The sequence below is a fragment of the Roseomonas sp. FDAARGOS_362 genome (assembly GCF_002754815.1).
GTDB classification, from domain to species: domain Bacteria; phylum Pseudomonadota; class Alphaproteobacteria; order Acetobacterales; family Acetobacteraceae; genus Roseomonas; species Roseomonas mucosa.
Window position 1 is genome coordinate 2,394,553 of sequence record NZ_CP024588.1, and the last position, 17,485, is coordinate 2,412,037.

At 69.8% G+C, this 17,485-nt stretch carries 9 protein-coding genes; all 9 read left to right on the forward strand.

Annotated features, from left to right (window positions below; translation table 11 throughout):
• Nucleotides 1-358 precede the first annotated feature (358 nt).
• The 9 genes from CTJ15_RS15690 to CTJ15_RS15730 all read left to right on the forward strand — a co-directional run bounded on the left by CTJ15_RS15690 (nt 359) and on the right by CTJ15_RS15730 (nt 17,443).
• Complete coding sequence (locus CTJ15_RS15690) at nt 359-2,686, forward strand: cellulase family glycosylhydrolase (protein WP_255414115.1); 2,328 nt, start codon at nt 359-361, stop codon at nt 2,684-2,686.
• Between the two features lie 385 nt (nt 2,687-3,071).
• Nucleotides 3,072-4,907 (forward strand): SLC13 family permease, encoded by a 1,836-nt coding sequence (locus CTJ15_RS15695; RefSeq protein ID WP_099781681.1) that lies wholly within the window; start codon nt 3,072-3,074, stop codon nt 4,905-4,907.
• Nucleotides 4,908-5,183: 276 nt separating this feature from the next.
• Entirely contained in the window at nt 5,184-5,327 is a 144-nt protein-coding gene (locus CTJ15_RS15700) for a type II toxin-antitoxin system ParD family antitoxin (RefSeq protein ID WP_252571024.1), read from the forward strand.
• Complete coding sequence (locus CTJ15_RS15705) at nt 5,320-8,256, forward strand: PAS domain-containing protein (RefSeq protein ID WP_099781682.1); 2,937 nt, start codon at nt 5,320-5,322, stop codon at nt 8,254-8,256. The genes CTJ15_RS15700 and CTJ15_RS15705 overlap by 8 nt, the downstream gene beginning before the upstream one ends.
• A gap of 131 nt (nt 8,257-8,387) precedes the next feature.
• Complete coding sequence (locus CTJ15_RS15710) at nt 8,388-8,981, forward strand: IS5/IS1182 family transposase (RefSeq protein WP_075822827.1); 594 nt, start codon at nt 8,388-8,390, stop codon at nt 8,979-8,981.
• A gap of 151 nt (nt 8,982-9,132) precedes the next feature.
• The gene (locus CTJ15_RS15715) at nt 9,133-10,398 is read left to right on the forward strand and encodes a pitrilysin family protein (RefSeq protein WP_099781683.1); all 1,266 of its coding nucleotides are present in this window, start codon (nt 9,133-9,135) and stop codon (nt 10,396-10,398) included.
• 23 nt (nt 10,399-10,421) lie between these two features.
• A complete protein-coding gene (locus CTJ15_RS15720; protein ID WP_099781684.1) occupies nt 10,422-11,774 on the forward strand; it encodes a TldD/PmbA family protein in 1,353 nt (450 codons plus the stop codon).
• A 136-nt stretch (nt 11,775-11,910) separates the two neighbouring features.
• Nucleotides 11,911-13,614, forward strand: a complete 1,704-nt coding sequence (locus CTJ15_RS15725; protein ID WP_099781685.1) for an FkbM family methyltransferase — start codon at nt 11,911-11,913, stop codon at nt 13,612-13,614.
• A 49-nt stretch (nt 13,615-13,663) separates the two neighbouring features.
• Entirely contained in the window at nt 13,664-17,443 is a 3,780-nt protein-coding gene (locus CTJ15_RS15730; RefSeq protein ID WP_075822327.1) for a glycosyltransferase, read from the forward strand.
• Nucleotides 17,444-17,485 lie beyond the last annotated feature (42 nt).

Consider the following 17,485-nt stretch of genomic DNA (forward strand, 5'->3'; position numbering starts at 1 on the left):
CGGCCCCCGGAGTTCCCCCACGGCCAGCCGGGAAAGGCCTTGCCTCCCCCGGACCCTATCCACCAGGGGCCTGGACCTCCCCTTCGCTGGCGCTCGCGATGCCGGATCGCGCCGGGAATCATGGCTTCCCGGCGACTGCCGGTGCCACCAGCACCAACCCGGGGCATGGTCTGGGGAGATACGATCTTCCCAGCGGTGGGGACCGGGGGAGGCGGCGCCTCCACCAGGGCCAACCATGGGCGCGACGCCGCACGCCCCCCATTCTTGACGTTTCGCGAAAGCATGTTTCCGGAATTGCAACTGTTCCGCGCCTGATGTCTCATGCGCTGCAACACCCGGATTCGGAACGCCCTCGCCCATGGCATCGTCCCTGACCTACAACGTCGCCAGCGACTGGGGCGCCGGCTTCGTCGCGAACATGGCCATCCAGGCGGGCGACACGGCCCTGAACGGCTGGCTCGTGGAATTCGACGCCGCCTTCACCATCACCAACCTTTGGGGCGGCGAGATCGTCAGCCATGTCGGCACGCACTACGTCGTGCGGAACCTGTCCTGGAACGCTACCGTTCCCGCCAACGGCCAGCTCGGATTCGGCTTCCAGGCCACCACCGGCGCCGCCGGCAGCCAGGCCGCCAACCTCGCCCTGAACGGCACCGCCGCCGCGCCCCCCGCCACCCTGCCCGAGCTCTCCGTCGCCGATGTCTCGGTCGCCGAGGGCAACAGCGGCAGCAAGGTCCTGACCTTCACCGTCGCCCTGTCCAAAGCCGCCAGCGGCCCGGTCACGCTGCACTACGTCACGGCGGACGGCACCGCGACGGCAGGCAGCGACTATGCCGCCGCCTCCGGCACCCTCACCTTCGCGGCCGGGGAAACCAGCAAGACCGTCAGCGTCACCGTCTCCGGCGACACACTGGTGGAGGCCAACGAGAGCTTCCTGCTCAACCTTTCCGATGCGAGCGGCGCCACCATCGCCCGCGCCAGCGCCACCGGCACCATCCTCAACGACGACACCGCCGCCACCCCGCCGAAGCTCAGCGTCAGCGACGTCTCCGTCACGGAAGGCAATCCCGGCACCTCCGGCACGGGCACCGCCGCCACCGGCTGGTTCAGCACCCGGGGCAACCAGATCGTCGATGCCGGCGGCAACATCGTGAAGATCGCCGGGGTGAACTGGTTCGGGCTGGAATCCTCCAACGAGGCGCCGCACGGCCTCTGGGCGCGCGGCTACAAGGAGATGATGGACCAGATGGTGGATCTGGGCTTCAACACCATCCGCCTCCCCTTCTCCACCGACCTGCTGCACGGCGGCATGCCCAGCGGCATCGACTTCAGCAAGAACCCCGACCTGCAGGGCCTGACCGGCCTCCAGATCATGGACCGGATCGTGGACTATGCCGGCCAGGTCGGCCTGCGCATCATCCTCGACCACCACCGCAGCGATGCCGGCGCCGGCACCTCCGGCAACGGCCTCTGGTACGACGACGCGCATCCGGAATCGCAGTGGATCGGCGACTGGCAGATGCTGGCCGCCCGCTATGCCGGCGATCCGACCGTCATCGGCGCCGACCTGCACAACGAGCCCTATAACGGCACCTGGGGCACCGGCACCGCCACCGACTGGGCCGCGGCGGCGGAACGCGCCGGCAACGCGATCGGGGAGGTCAACCCGAACTGGCTGATCTTCGTCGAGGGCATCGGCACCTATGACGGCCAGAACTACTGGTGGGGCGGCAACCTCATGGGCGTGCGCGACCGCCCCGTCACGCTCGACGTCGCCAACAAGCTCGTCTACTCGGCCCACGACTACCCGAACTCGATCTATGCCCAGCCCTGGTTCCAGGGCGCGAATTTCGGCGACACGCTGACCCAGAAATTCGACCAGATGTGGGGCTACATCTACAAGGAAGGCATCGCGCCGGTCTATCTCGGCGAGTTCGGCAGCAGGATGGCCGACGCCAAGGACCTCGTCTGGCTCGACAAGATCACCGCCTACCTCTCCGGCGACCTCGACGCCAACGGCACCCACGACATCGCCGCGGGCCAGCAGGGCATCAGCTGGACCTGGTGGTCCTGGAACCCGAATTCCGGCGACACCGGCGGCATCCTCCAGGATGACTGGACCTCGGTGAACGCCGCCAAGGTGGCGGAGCTGCAGCCGATCCAGTTCAGCCTCGACGGCAGCACCGCCACCCCCGGCACCGCGGGCGACGCTCATGTGGCGCTCTTCACCGTCACCCTCTCCGCCGCCGCCGGCACCGCCGTCACCGTCGACTTCGGCACCGTTCCCGGCACCGCCACGGCCGAGGACTTCACCGCCGCTTCCGGCAGGCTGACCTTCGCCCCGGGCGAGACCAGCAAGACCGTCGCCATCGCCATCGGGGCGGACAGCGCGGCCGAGGCGGACGAGACCTTCTCCTTCGTCCTCTCCAGCCCCTCCGGCGCCACCCTCCTGGACGGCACCGCCACCGCCACCATCCTGAACGACGACGCCGGCACTTCCACCGGGGGCTCGACCGGCGGCGGAACCGGCGGCACGGGCTCCGCCGGCAGCGGCCTCGACGCCAGCTTCGCCGTCACCAATGCCTGGAACAACGGCTTCCAGGGCGCCGTCACGGTCCACAACGAAGGCGCCGCCACGGTTTCCGACTGGGAGTTCGAGCTGAAGATCAGCAACGAGATCACCTAGATCTGGAACGCCGAGATCGTCTCCCGCACCAGCAGTGGCTACATCATCCACAACGCGGCCTGGAACGGCGGCATCGCCGGCGATGGCGAGATCAGCTTCGGCTTCCTGGCCAGCGGGCAGGCCAATCCGGCACAGGTGGACTTCGCCTTCTGACCGGGGTGGGGATGCCGCCGCCCTGATATCGCCCCGCCCGGTTCACCCGGGCGGCGGAATGGGATAGTCCCGCCCCAGATCCCGGCCGCCCCGCCTTCCGCCCCGGCACCGGCCGGGGCGCTCCAAGGGGGAGCCCCCCCGAGGGAACGCCCCCTCGGGGCCGGACGATCCAGGGCGGCGGAAGGACCGGCATGACCTCTCCCTCGTGGCGCGATCGCCTTCCGGCCCGCCGATGACCGCCCAGCTCGCCACGGTGCTGGCCCTCCTCGGCCTGGCCATCGGGATGTTCGTGACCGGCCGCCCCCGCACGGATGTGGTGGCGCTGCTCATGCTGCTCCTCCTGCCCCTCACCGGCACCGTCACCGTGCCGGAGGCCCTGGCCGGCTTCGGCGATGCCAGCGTCCTGCTCGTCGCGGCCCTCTTCGTCGTCGGCGAGGGCCTGGTCCGCACCGGCATCGCCCGCCGGCTCGGCGACTGGCTGCTCGCCCGCGCCCGCGGCAGCGCCACCCGCCTGCTGGTGCTGCTGATGCTGATCGTCGGCCTCACCGGCTCGGTGATGAGCTCCACCGGCGTGGTGGCGATCTTCATCCCCGTGGTGCTGCGCATCTGCACCCGCCTCGGCATCCCGCCCGGCCAGCTCATGATGCCGCTCAGCGTCGCCGCCCTGATCAGCGGCATGATGACCCTGGTCGCCACCGCCCCCAACCTCGTGGTCCAGGCGGAACTGACACGGCAGGGCCTGCCCGGCTTCGGCTTCTTCGGCTTCACCCCCTTCGGCCTGCCCATCCTCCTGCTCGGCATCGGCTACATGCTGCTGGCCCGCCGCCGGCTCTCCGCCGGCCCGGCCGAGGACGGCACCACCCCTGGTGCGCGCACCACCCTGCGCCAGCTCGTCGAGGACTACCGCCTCCAGGACCGCGCCCACCGCCTGCGCCTGCGCGCCGGCTCCCTGCTGGCGGGCCAGCGGCTCGACAAGCTGGCCCTGCGCGCACGGCACAGGCTCAACGTCATGGCGGTGGAACGCCCGGCCCGCTTCGGCACCGAAATCTTCAGCCCCAACGCCGAGACCGTGCTGCGCGCGGATGACGAGCTGCTGGTGGAACTGCCCGCCACCCCGCAGGATCTGGCGGAAATCGCCCGGCGCCTGGGCCTCCAGCCCCTGCCGATCGAACACTCCGACCTCGCCCATCGCCCCCACGCCGTCGGCATCGCCGAGATGATCGTCACCCCCGGTGCCGAGCTCACCGGCAAGTCGGTGCTGGAGGCGAAGCTACGCTCCCGCCTCGGTCTGACCGTCGCGGGGATGCGGCGCGGCAACGCCCCGGTGGCCGAGGACATGCTGGAAAAACCCCTCCAGGCCGGCGACTCCCTGCTGGTGGTCGGCCCCTGGACGGATATCCGCCGCTCCCAGCGCGGCCGCCGCGACCTGCTCCTGCTGAACCAGCCGGAGGACCTGGAGGAACTCACCCCCGCCGCCACCCGCGCCCCCTACGCCCTGCTCAGCCTCGCCGTCATGGTGGCGCTGATGGTCAGCGGCCTGGTCCCGAACGTCCAGGCGGCCTTCATCGCCGGCCTGCTGATGCTGGGCTTCCGCTGCCTGGACATGGACAGCGCCTACCGTGCCATCCACTGGCCCAGCCTGGTCCTCATCGTCGGCATGATGCCCTTCTCGCTCGCCCTCCAGCGCACCGGCGGCGTCACGCTGGCCGCCGACGCGCTGATCGCCACGGTCGGCGAGGCCGGCCCCCACGCCCTGCTGGCCAGCCTCTTCGCCCTGACCGCCGTCACCGGCCTCTTCATCTCCAACACCGCCACGGCGGTGCTCATGACCCCCGTCGCCATCGCCACCGCGCAGGAAACCGGCCTTTCCCCCTATCCCTTCGCCATGATCGTGGCCCTGGCCTCCTCCGCCGCCTTCATGACCCCCGTCTCCTCTCCGGTGAACACCCTGGTCATGGGCCCGGGCCGCTACCGCTTCGGCGACTTCCTCCGCATCGGCCTGCCCCTCGCCGTGCTGGTGATGGCGGTCAGCGTGGCGCTGGTGCCGCTCGTCCTGCCGTTGCGCTGAGGCGGTCCGGCGTCGCCCCGTCCCGGGGGAAGGCCCTACCTTCCCCCGGCCCCCATCCGCCAGGACTCTTCGAGCCCTGGACCCGGGGAGTTGGCGCTTGCTGCCGGCGGGGTCGCGCCGGGGCGCATGACGTCGCAATGGCTGCAAGCGACCCAATCCGGACCTTGCTCCTAAGGCTCGGTATTCCAGCCATAAGGTGACACCCCGGCCGCCTCGCCGTATCATGAGGTCATGCCCGCGCAACACTCCCTCCACGTAGCCTTGACCCGGTCTCTCGTGACCTACGTTGCCGAACAGGTCACGTCGGGACACTACGCCACGGCCAGCGAGGTCATCCGCGCCGGGTTGCGTCTGCTGATCGAACGTGACGCGGCCAAGCAGCCTCAGGGCACCGCCTCAGAGAAGTCCGTCGATGCCTGATAACGAGATGGCGGAGAGCCAGTCCCCGTCGGACCCGCGTGGCAGCTCCCAGCAGGGTGATGAGATCGTAGCCCTGCTACGACATCAAACGGCGCTCGCCCGCTTCGGCGAGCTCTCGCTGAAGTCGGAGAGCCTTGACGAGATCCTCCACGAGGCCTGCCGCTTGGTGGGCGAGGCGCTCGGTACCGATCTGGCCAAGGTGCTGGAGTTGCAGGAAGACGGCCGGACCCTGCTGGTCAAGGCAGGCGTCGGCTGGAAACCGGGGATCGTCGGCCACACCCGGATCGAGGCGGAGGAAAGCTCCTCCGAAGGACACGCGCTGCAGACAAACGAGCCCGTCATCTCGACCGACGTCCGGCACGAACGGCGATTCAGCATACCCGGCTTTCTGCTCGACAATGGCGTACAGGCCTTGGTCAACGTCGTCATCATCGGCGGTCGGGAGCGGCGGCCTTACGGCGTACTACAGGTGGACAGCCGCGAATCGCGGTCGTTCACCAACGACGACATCTCGTTCCTACGTACCTACGCCAACCTGCTGGCGGCGTCGGTGGACCGGCTGCGGGTGCTGGAGGAGACCCGGCGCAACGACGCCTTCTCGCGCGGCATCCTGGCCGCGAGTCCTGACTGTGTGAAGGTGCTGGACACCGACGGCACGCTGCAGTTCATGAACGAGCAGGGCCTCTGGCTGAACGAGATCGTCGATCTCTCTCAGATCCTGGGCCGGAACTTCGTCGATCTCTGGCCTGCCGAGGAGGCCTCGAAACTCCGTGACGCGATCAGGGGAGCCATTGCGGGTCAGGTCACCCGGATTAACGCCTTCTGCCCGACCGCTCTGGGCAAGCCGCGCTGGTGGGAGGTGAGCTTCGCGCCGATGTTGCAGGGGGACGGGACGCCGATGCGCCTCGTGGGCGTGTCTCGCGACATCACGACGCGCCATCTCGCCGAGGTGGCGGCGGAGGAGGCGCGTTCCCGGCTGCGGGTGGAGCGCGAACTGCTGGACACACTGATCCGGCAGGCGCCGATCGGCATCTCGATCGCGGAAGCCACGACCGGCGGCGCCCTGGTGCTCAACGACCGGGCGCGCGAGATGATCGGCCACGGCGCGCTCGGCGACGATATCAACCGCTATCGCGACTACGGCGCCGTGCACGCGGATGGCACCCCCTATGCCATCGAGGACTACCCGACCGTGCGCGCCCTGCGCCACGGCGAGGTCGTGCGCGACGAGGAGATGATCTATCGCCGGGGCGGTGCCGGCACCGAGGATGGCAGCACGCGGCGGTTGGAGGTGAGCAGCACGCCCATCCGCGATGAGATGGGGGCGATTGCGGCCGCCATCACCATCCTGCAGGATATCGAGGACAAGCGTCAGGCCGAGGAAGGGCTGCGAAGGGCAAACGACCAGCTTGAGGTCACGGTGGCCGAGCGCACGGTCGAGCGGGACAAAGTCTGGAATCTCAGTCCCGACCTCTTCGTGGTTGTCGGTTCTGACGGCCAGTACCGCAACGTCAATCCGGCCTGGACCGCAGCGCTCGACTACGCACGGGACGAACTGGTCGGACTGCGCTTCGACCAGCTCAGTCATCCGGACGATGTCGACGTGGTCCGGGCAGCTTTCGATCGATTGCTTGCCGGCGGAGCCGTCAGCGACCTGGATGCCCGGACGCGGCACCGGGACGGCTCCTACCGCAGCTACAACTGGACCTGCACGCCCGCGGACGGAGAGGTCTACGCCGTCGGTCGCAACGTGACCGAGCGCAAGCAGCTGGAAGAGCAGCTGCGGCAGAGCCAGAAGATGGAGGCGGTGGGCCAGCTCACAGGTGGGCTGGCCCACGACTTCAACAACCTGCTCACCGGCATCATCGGCAGCCTGGAGCTGTTGCAGACCCGCGTGGCCCAGGGTCGTCTCGGCACCGTCGACCGCTACGTCGCGGCAGCCAGGAGTGCCGCGGATCGCGCCGCCGCGCTGACGCACCGGCTGCTCGCCTTCTCCCGGCGGCAGACCCTGGCCCCCAAGCCGACCGACGTACGCCTTCTGATGTCCGGCATGGAGGAGCTGATCCGGCGCACGGTCGGTCCGGCCATCGCGGTCGATGTGGTCGGCGCGGTGGGGCTCTGGTCCGCGCTGGTCGACCCGAACCAGTTCGAGAATGCGCTGCTGAACCTCTGCATCAACGCGCGCGATGCCATGCCGGACGGCGGCAAGCTGACGGTCGAGGCGGATAACAAGGTGATAGACGCGCGCATGGCGCGTGACCTCGATATGCCAGCTGCGGAGTACCTGGCACTCTGCGTCACAGATAACGGCACGGGCATGTCACCCGAGGTGATCGCCAAGGCTTTCGATCCGTTCTTCACCACCAAGCCGATCGGTGAGGGGACCGGTCTCGGCCTGTCGATGATCTACGGCTTCGTGCGGCAGTCCGGCGGACAGGTCCGCATCACCTCGGAGGTTGGGCAGGGTACGACGGTGTGCCTCTACCTGCCGCGTCACCTGGGCGAGGCGGGCCGCGTCGAAGCGCAACCTGAGCTGACCGACGTGCCGCGGGCAGAGCGGGGCGAGACGGTGCTGGTCGTCGACGACGAGCCCACGGTCCGGATGCTGGTCACGGAGGTGCTGGAGGAGCTGGGCTACATGGCCCTGGAAGCGGCGGACGGCACGGCGGGGCTGCACATTCTGCAGTCGGACGCACGAATCGACCTGCTGGTGACTGACGTGGGCCTGCCCGGGGGCATGAACGGGCGGCAGATGGCGGATGCCGGCCGGGCGGTGCGGCCGGATCTGAAGGTGCTTTTCATCACCGGCTATGCCGAGAACGCGGTGCTCAGCCATGGCCATCTGGCGACGGGCATGCACGTGCTGATCAAGCCGTTCGCGATGGAGGTTTTGGCCAGTCGCATCAGAGAACTGATCGCCGTTTCCTGATCAACGCCACGAGATAGGAAACGTCTGCTTTCCACCCTTCCCGGCCGACCCTTCACCTCATGGACTGACCCTCGATCACCCCCACAAATAGGAAAATTTGCCTATTTCCACTCCCCCATGCTATCCCCCCCATGCGCGCCAGCTCCTTCCCCACCCCCCATCCCTTTCACCCGATGACCGAGGCGGAATGGCGCGCCCTCGCCCCCTACCTCCCCACCAACCCTACCGGCACTGGCCGCCCCGCCGACCACCGCCACCGCCTCGACGCCATCTTCCACGTTGCCCTCACCCATTCCCCCTGGTCCGCCTTGCCGGAACGCTTCGGCAATCCCGGCACGGTCGCCCGCCATTTCCGCCGCCTCACCCATGCCGGGTTGTGGCAGCGCCTGCTCACCGCCCTCGCCACCACCCCGCCCGGCCACCCTCTCCACGCCCTGGCCCATCGCATCTGCCGCGCCGCCCGCCGCGCCCACCGCATCCTGGGCCTCGGCCTCATCCTGCTCGCCCGCCGCCTGGACCTGCGCGCGGCCCTGCCCGGCCCGCCCTGGCTGCTGCTCGATCCGGATTTGTCCCAAACCCTCGCTCGCGCGAAGCTTCCGCCGTTTACAGGCGCTTACGGCACCGTCACCCCGTATCGCCGCCTCGTGCGGGGCCTCGCCGCCCTGCACCGCGCCGCCGCCGGCCGCGCCCGCATCCCGCGCTCGCTGCGCCTGGGCTGGGCATGACCCCGCCATGCCCCACCGCCGAATCCACCCCTTATCTCCCCGGCCCCGGTCGCAGTTTCGGGCCACCGCGCCTACATTGTCCCCCGATACGCCAGCACGCCCTGCCCAGGACCGGGCCGGGCCCCGAACGAGTGGAAGACCGACCGAACCCATGAGCGATGCCGTGCGCCTGACGCGCCTCCCCAACGGCCTGACCGTCGTTTCCGACACCATGCCCCGCGTGGAGACCGCCTCGATCGGCGCCTATGTCCATGCCGGCACCCGGGACGAACGCGCCGAGGAGAACGGCGTCTCCCACTTCCTGGAGCACATGGCCTTCAAGGGCACCGAGAAGCGCGACGCCGCCGCCATCGCGCGGGAGATCGAGGATGTCGGCGGCCACCTCAACGCCTACACGGCGCGGGAGAACACCGCCTACTACGCCAAGGTGCTGAAGGACGACCTGCCGCTCGCCGCCGACATCCTGGGCGACATCCTCACCCATTCCTCCTTCGCGCCGGAGGAGGTGGAGCGCGAGCGCGGCGTGATCCTGCAGGAGATCGGGCAGGCCAACGACACGCCCGACGACATCGTCTTCGACCACTTCCAGGCCACCGCCTATGGCGATCAGGCCATGGGCCGCCCCACCCTGGGCCCGGCCGCCATCATCGAGAAGATGCCGCGCGACGCGCTGCGCAACTACATGCGCCGGCACTACGGCCCCTCCCGCATGGTGGTCGCCGCCGCCGGGGCGCTGGAGCACGAGGCGCTGGTGGAGATGGTCGGCCGCCACTTCGCCGACCTGCCGGTGGCCGAGACGCACGAGGCCGAGCCCGCCCGTTATACCGGCGGCGAGTTCCGCGAGGAGCGGGAGCTGGATCAGGTCCATGTCGTGCTGGGCTTCCCCGGCCCGGGCTATGGCGACCCGATGCACTACCCGACCATGCTGATGTCCGGCCTGCTGGGCGGCGGCATGTCCTCCCGCCTGTTCCAGGAGATCCGCGAGAAGCGCGGCCTCGTCTATTCCATCTACTCCTTCCACTCCCCCTTCCGGGACAGCGGCATGTTCGCGATCTATGCCGGCACGGGGGAGGACCAGGCCGCCGAGCTCGTCCCCGTGACGCTGGAGGAACTGCGCCGCGTCCAGCACGACGTGATCGAGGAGGAGCTGAACCGCGCCAAGGCCCAGCTCCGCGCCTCCCTGCTGATGTCCCTGGAATCCACCGGCAGCCGCTGCGAGCAGCTCGCCCGCCAGCTCCAGGTCCATGGCCGCATCATTCCGGTCGAGGAAACCAAGGCGAAGATCGCCGCCGTGACGGTGGAACAGGTCCAGGCGGCCGCCGCCCGCGCCTTCCGCGGCACCCCCACCCTCGCGGCCCTCGGCCCCATGGGCAAGGTGCCCTCGCTGGCCACCATCGCCGAGAAGCTGGCGGCGTGAGCGCCACCGGGATGGCGGGCCGGATGGAGGGCCACGCGGAACGCCACCTGGCGCGGCTGGGCGACCTCGTCGCCGCCGCCCGGGCGGCCGGGGCGGATTCGGCCGATGCGGTGCTGATCCGCGGCACCGCCCTCTCCGTCGCCCGCCGTCTCGGCAAGGTGGAGCGGATCGAGCGCGCCGAGGGCGTGGAGCTCGGCCTGCGGGTCTTCCTGCACAGCCGCTCCGGCCGGCGGCAGGCGATCGTCTCCACCACCGACACCGACCCCCTGTCCTTTCCGCCCCTGGCCGAACGCGCCGTGGCCATGGCCCGCGCCGTGCCGGAGGACGGCTTCGCCGGCCTGTCCGAACCGGCGAGGTTCGACCTGCCCGACCTCGACCTCACCAGCGGCGCCCGCCCGGATGTCGAGGAACTGGCCGCCCGCGCCGCCCAGGCCGAGGACGCCGCCCTGGCCATCCCAGGCATCACCAATTCCGAGGGCGCCGAGGCCGGCTGGTCGCACCGCGAATTCGCCCTGGTCACCTCCACCGGCTTTTCCGGCGCCTATGCCCGCTCCGGGCACCACCTCTCCGTCGCCGCCCTGGCGGGCAGCGGCACGGGGATGGAGCGGGACTACGACCATGTCTCCACGGTCCACCTCTCCGACCTCGACGACCCCGCCACGCTGGGCCGCCAGGTCGGCGAGCGCGCCGTCCGCCGCCTGAACCCCAGCCGCCCCGCCACGGCGCGCCACACGGTGGTCTACGACCCCCGCATCGCCGCCTCGCTGCTCGGCCACCTCGCCGGGGCGCTGAACGGCGCCGCCGTGGCGCGCGGCACCTCCTTCCTGCGCGGCAGCATGGGCCAGCCGGTCATGGCCCGCGGCCTGACCGTCCGCGACGACCCCACGAAGCCCCGCGCCCTGCGCTCCCGCCCCTTCGACGGCGAGGGCCAGCCGGGCGCCTCCCTCGCCCTGGTCGAGGACGGCACGCTGCGGAGCTGGGTCCTGGACGCCCGCTCCGCCCGCCAGCTTAACCTCTCCACCACAGGCCACGCCACGCGCGGTCCCTCCTCGCCTCCGGCTCCGGCCCCCAGCAACCTGTGGCTGGAACCCGGCACCCTCTCGCCCCAGGCGCTGATGGCCGATATCCGCGAGGGACTCTACGTCACCGAGCTGATCGGCCACGGCGTCAACACCCTGACCGGCGACTACAGCCGCGGCGCCGCCGGCTTCATGATCCGCGACGGCCAGCTCGCCGAGCCGGTCAGCGGCCTGACCATCGCCGGCAACCTGCGCGAGATGTTCCTCGCCATGACCCCGGCCGACGACCTGCGCTTCCGCCGGGGCACCGACAGTCCGACGGTGCGGGTCGAGGGGCTGACCGTGGCGGGGGGCTAGCGTTCCTTGCCGCCCCCGCCGCCGGGTCCATCGCGCCACCAGCCGGTGTGGGCGCCCGTCCACCCGCGACGGATGCAGGACGGCACTCCAAGACCCGCCGACAGGCGCATTGTTCGCAAGAAGGGCCGCTAGCGCGATGACCTCCCTATCCTGGGCACAGAATCAGGAAGATGTGATGCTGTGGCGGGCGCTGAAGCATGTCCCGGACGGCTTCTACATCGATGTCGGGGCCGCCGAGCCCGGCCACCTGTCCGTGACGCGCCTTTTCTACGAGAACGGCTGGAGCGGGATCAACATCGAGCCCAATCCCCAGCTCTTCCAGGAACTCCAGAAGGCAAGGACACGCGACGTCAACCTGATGGTCGGCGCCGCCGAAACGTCCGGGACGAAGACGTTCTACCGGATCGGCACGACAGGGCTCTCGACGCTGGACACCGCCGTCGCCGAGCATCACGCGGCCACCGGCTGGGAGGTCGAGCGCATCGACATCGCCTGCCGCACGCTGGCGGACATCTGCGCGGAACACCGTCCGGAAGGCCCGATCCACTTCCTGAAGATCGACGTGGAAGGCGGGGAGGGCGCGGTGCTGGCCGGCATGGACCTGCACCGCTTCCGCCCCTGGATCATCCTGCTGGAAGCCACGCGCCCCCTGTCGCAGGAGGAGGACTACGGCTGGGAACCGTCCCTCCTGGACCATGGCTATCGCTTCGTCTGGTTCGACGGCCTGAACCGCTTCTATCTGGCGGAAGAGCATTTCGACGAGCTCGGCAGGCACTTCCAGGTGCAGCCCAATGTCTTCGACGACGCCTTCCGTTCCGCCGGCCTGCCGGTCGAGCTGGAGGCCGCGCTGTCGCGCGCCACGAGCGCGGAGGCCCAGCGGGACGGACTGCTGGCCGAGCTGCAACAGGCCCGGGACACCGCGACCGCGGATGGACACCGGGCCGGGGAGAAGATCGCCTCCCTGGAAGCCGCCTTACGGGAAAGCCAGGACGGCGCTCTCGCCCGGCAGAGCGAGGCCGAGCGGAAGATCGCCTCCCTGGAAGCCGCCCTGCAGGAGAACCGGGATGCCGCCCTGGCCCGGCAGGACGAGGCCGAGCGGAAGATCGCGGCCCTGGAGGCCGCGTTGCAGGAGGCCCAGGATGCGGCCCTGGCCCGCCAGCACCGGTCGGAAGTCGAAATCCGCTCCCTGAAGGCAAGGCTGGTCGAACTCCGTGTCACCTATGGGACGAGCCTCCGGGACGCGCTTTCCGACGCCGCGGAAGCGGATCGGCAGAAACGCGGCCTGGCGGAGCAGCAGGTCGCGGAGGCCATGCAGCAGGCCGCCGAGGCGATGCGGCAGAACCGCCGGGCCGCGGAAGAGACCGCGCAGCGCGAAAGCGTGGCCCATGCCCTGCGCCTCCGCGCGGAGCAGGCCGAAGCCCGGTTCCATGCGCTGCAAAGCAGTACCTCATGGCGCGTGACCGCGCCGCTGCGCGCGCCCGTTCACCTGATGCGGGGCGACCTGACCCCGAAGGACGTGGCCCGCCGGATCTTCCACAAGACACTGCGCTATGTCCGCCGCGTGCCGGGCGGGCGGCCGGCCGCGAAGCTGTTCGGCCGCGTCATGCCCCGGGCGTCCGGCTGGCTGGAAATGCGCTACCGCTACTACGACCAGGCGGCGGCCCAGCGCCTGACCTGGCCCATGGCGCAGCCCGAGGCGATCTGGCCCCAACCCATGGCCCTGGAGCAGCCCAGCCATTCCGTGACGGCCCTGCCTGCCGCGCCGGACAGCGTGTCGGGGCTGGGTGGTCGTGAGGGCAGTATGTATCGATACCTTGCGAAATTGTTCAGAAAGGCCTGAATGGTCACGCAACCCATGTTCGTGACAGCAAGGCGGGAACGGTACTGATATGCGGCTTGTCATCGACCTGCAGGGCGCGCAGGGAAGCAGCCACGAGCGCGGTATCGGCCGTTATTCCCGGGAGCTTGCCGCCGCGATGGCGCGCGCCCCGCGCGGCCACGAGGTCGTCGTCGCGCTGAGCGGTGCTTTCCCGGATGTCGCCGGCAAGCTGACCGAGAGCTTCTCGGCCATCCTGCCCCGGGATCAGATCAGGTCCTGGCACCCGCCGCCGGGAACCTCCTTCTTCGCGCATTCGCCGAACCGCGGCGTCGCCGAGCATCTGCGGGCGCAGTTCCTGGCCTCCCTGCGCCCCGACCTGATCCATGTCTCCAGTATCTTCGAAGGGCTCGGCGACGATGTGGTGACCCGCTGGCCCGGGCCGCTGCAACGCCTGCCGGTCGTCGGGACCTGCTACGACCTGATCCCGCTGATCCTGCGCGAGACCTATTTCGGCCCCAGGGGCATCATCTCCAGCGGCCAGAACTGGTACTATGGCTGCCTGCAGGAGATGTCGCTCTCCACCGGCCTCCTGGCCATCTCCGAATCCAGCCGCCAGGAAGCCATCCGGTATCTCGGCTATCCGCCCGGGCGTGTCTTCAACATCCGGGCCGGCATCCACGGCGACTTCCGCCCCGCCTCCCTGGACGAGAAAGGACGCGCGGCGCTGCTGCAACGCTACGGGCTGAAAGGGGAGTTCATCCTCTTCCTCGGCGCCGGCGACATCCGCAAGAACGAGGCCGGGCTCATCGGCGCCTATGCCCTGCTGCCGCCGGACCTGCAGGCACGCTACCAGCTCCTCATCGTCGGCAAGATGGACCCCGGAACGCTGCACAGGGTTGCAGCGGAGCACGGCATCCCGGAAGAACGGTTCGTCATCGCCCGCTTCGTCGAGGAGGGCGACCTTTCCGCGCTCTATACGGCCTGCTCGCTCTTCGTGTTCCCGTCGCTGCATGAAGGCTTCGGCCTTCCGGCCGCGGAAGCCATGGCATGTGGCGCGCCGGTCATCGCCAGCAATACGACGAGCCTGCCGGAGGTCGTGGGAAGGGCCGATGCGCTCTTCGATCCCACGCGGCCCGAAGAGATCGCGGCCCGCATGAGGGAGGTCCTGGACAACCCTTCGCTGCGCGATTCCCTTGTGGCCCATGGGCGGGAGCAGGCGAGGAAGTTCACCTGGCAGGCCAGTGCCGAGCTGGCCTGGGACGCGCTGGAGCAGATCGCCCTCCTGCGCCGCGACGAGGAACTGGGGGCCACGCGCCACGCGGTGCTGCGCCCGAGGCCCAGTCTCGCCTTCGTATCGCCCCTGCCGCCGCAGGCGACCGGCATCGCGGACTACAGCCGGGATCTCATCCCGAGCCTGGCGAGGCACTACGACATCACGCTCGTCACGGAAGCCTCGCCCGTTGACGATCCCAGGCTGACCGGCGGCTTCCCGGTCATCGATCCGGAAACCTTCGCCGCGAAGGCCGACCGTTTCGACCGTGTCCTCTACCAGATCGGCAATTCCGAGTTTCACCGCTTCCAGCTGCAGGACCTGCTCCCGGCTATCCCGGGGGTGGTCACCCTGCACGACGCCTTTCTCTCGAACGCCCTGCATGCCTTCGCGCACCGCAGGGGAAAGCCCGAGGGCTTCCGGGAGGATCTCTATGCCTCCCACGGATACCGCGCCGTCGAGGCCTACGAAGCGGAAGGCGATCTGGCGGCACTCGGCTCCTTCCCATGTTCGCTGCCGGTCCTGGAAAGCGCCATCTGGCTCATCCAGCATTCCAGGCACGCGCAGGAGGTGCTGTCCCACCATTTCGGCGAAACGGTCACCCGCAAGACCAGCGTCATCCCTCACCTCCGTGCCTTCCGCCCGCGCCCCGGCCGCGCCGAGGCCCGGCGGAAGCTCGGCCTGGCGGAAGACGCGTTCGTCATCTGCAGCTTCGGGATCGTGGCGGCGACCAAGCTGCCGGAACGCCTGATCGGCGCGTGGCAGCGTATGGACGGCGATCCGGGCCTGCTGGTCTTCGCGGGCCTGCTGGCGGACGACGCCGCCCATCTGGCCGAGGGCACGGCTCCGGAGCAGGATGCGGACCAGCCGCGCTTCCTGGGCCGCATCGACGCGGACACCTACGACCTGTGGCTCGCCGCATCCGATATCGCCGTGCAACTCCGCAGCAAGTCACGCGGCGAGAGTTCCGGCGCCATCGCCGACTGCCTTGCCGCGGGCCTGCCGCTGATCGTCAACGCGCATGGCTCCTCGGCCGAACTGCCCGATGAATGCGTGATCAAGCTGCCGGACACGTTCAGCGACGAGGAACTGAGCGCGGCGCTGACGTCGCTGCGCGACGATGCCGGGCGCCGCGAGGCACTGGGACGTGCCGGCAGCGCCTATGCGGCCGAGGTTCTCGGGGCCGATGCCGTCGCGGCCCAGTACCACGCGGCGATCGAGAGTGCCTATGCCGCGTCTCCAGCCCCGGCCATCGCGCAGATGGGCCGCAGCCTGGCGGATCAGCCCAGCCTGTCGCAGGAGATTCTGGCGGACATGGCCCGCGCCACGGCGCGAACCCTGACGAGGCCGCTCGTCAGGCGTGTCTTCCTCGAGCTCTCCGGCTGGAGTCCGGAGAAACCCGGCCATGGCTCCGGCAGGGCGGTCGAGGAGACCTGCCGCCGCCTGCTCCGGCATGACGTGTCCGAGGCCCGGGGAGAAGCCGTCCGCTTCCTGGATGGGCGGCTGCACTATGCCCCGGACATCGCCTCGGCCCTGCTCGGCACGACGCTCCTGCCGGGCTGGCAGCGGCCGCTCGATGCCGGCGAGGGCGATATCCTGTTCTGCGCGGTCCCACATGCCGGAATGACGCATGCGGAACTCCGGGAAATCCAGCGCCTGCGCCTTTCGGGGGTGCAGGTGGTCGTGCTGCTGCATGATTCGCTGCCGCTGCTGCAGCCCGAACGCCTGGGAAGCGATGCGCTTCCCCTGGCGGACTGGCACGCCCGGCTGCTGGCCATCGCGGATGGCGCCGTCTGCTGGTCGCCCGCCACGGCCCAGGGGCTCAGGTCCTGGCTCGACGATGGCCAGATCACGCGGAACTGCCCTCTTCCGATAGCCAGCCTGCGGGCCGGCGCCGATTATGTCGGCCCCCTGCCGGCGAAACTCGGCGACACGGAGGAAGGAGCCTATCTCGCGGCCATCAGATCCGCGGCCCGGCGCCCCACCCTTCTCATGAACGGTCCCTTCGCGATCTGGGATGGACTCGATCAGGCGCTCGAAGCTGTCGAGACGCTATGGTCCGAGGGATATGATGTCGCGCTGACCCTGGTCGGCCCCATGGGAAAAGGGATGGGACGTTTCGCGGCGGCCTTGCGCCAGCACCGCGAATCCGGATACCGGCTGCACTGGATCCTCCAGCCCGAGGAGACGAAGCAGCGCCAGCTCCGGACGGTCTGCTCGGCCCTTTTGGTCACGTCCGAGAGCGAGAGCAGCGTCCCCTTCGTCGATGAGGCCGTGCAGGTCGGGCTTCCGGTCATCGCCCGGCGGCTGCCGGGCCACGACGGGGTATGGCGGACAGACGTCACCCTCTACGAAGGGGCCATCTCCACCGCTCTTCCGGACGCCATACGGCGCACGCTCGGGCAGGCCGCGGCAAGCGCCTCGCGCCCGGCCGGGCGCGGCCCGTCCTGGAGCTGGGACAGCGCCATCGCGCGGTTCCTGGATGCAGTGCTGCGGGGACAGTGGCCCGACGGCTGGCACCCCCCCGCTGCCTTCCCGCCGCAGCGGGTGGACGACGACGCCGTGCTCACGGAGGGATAGGCAGGCTCCGCCCGGATACCATCGCCGGACCGGGCTGGATCA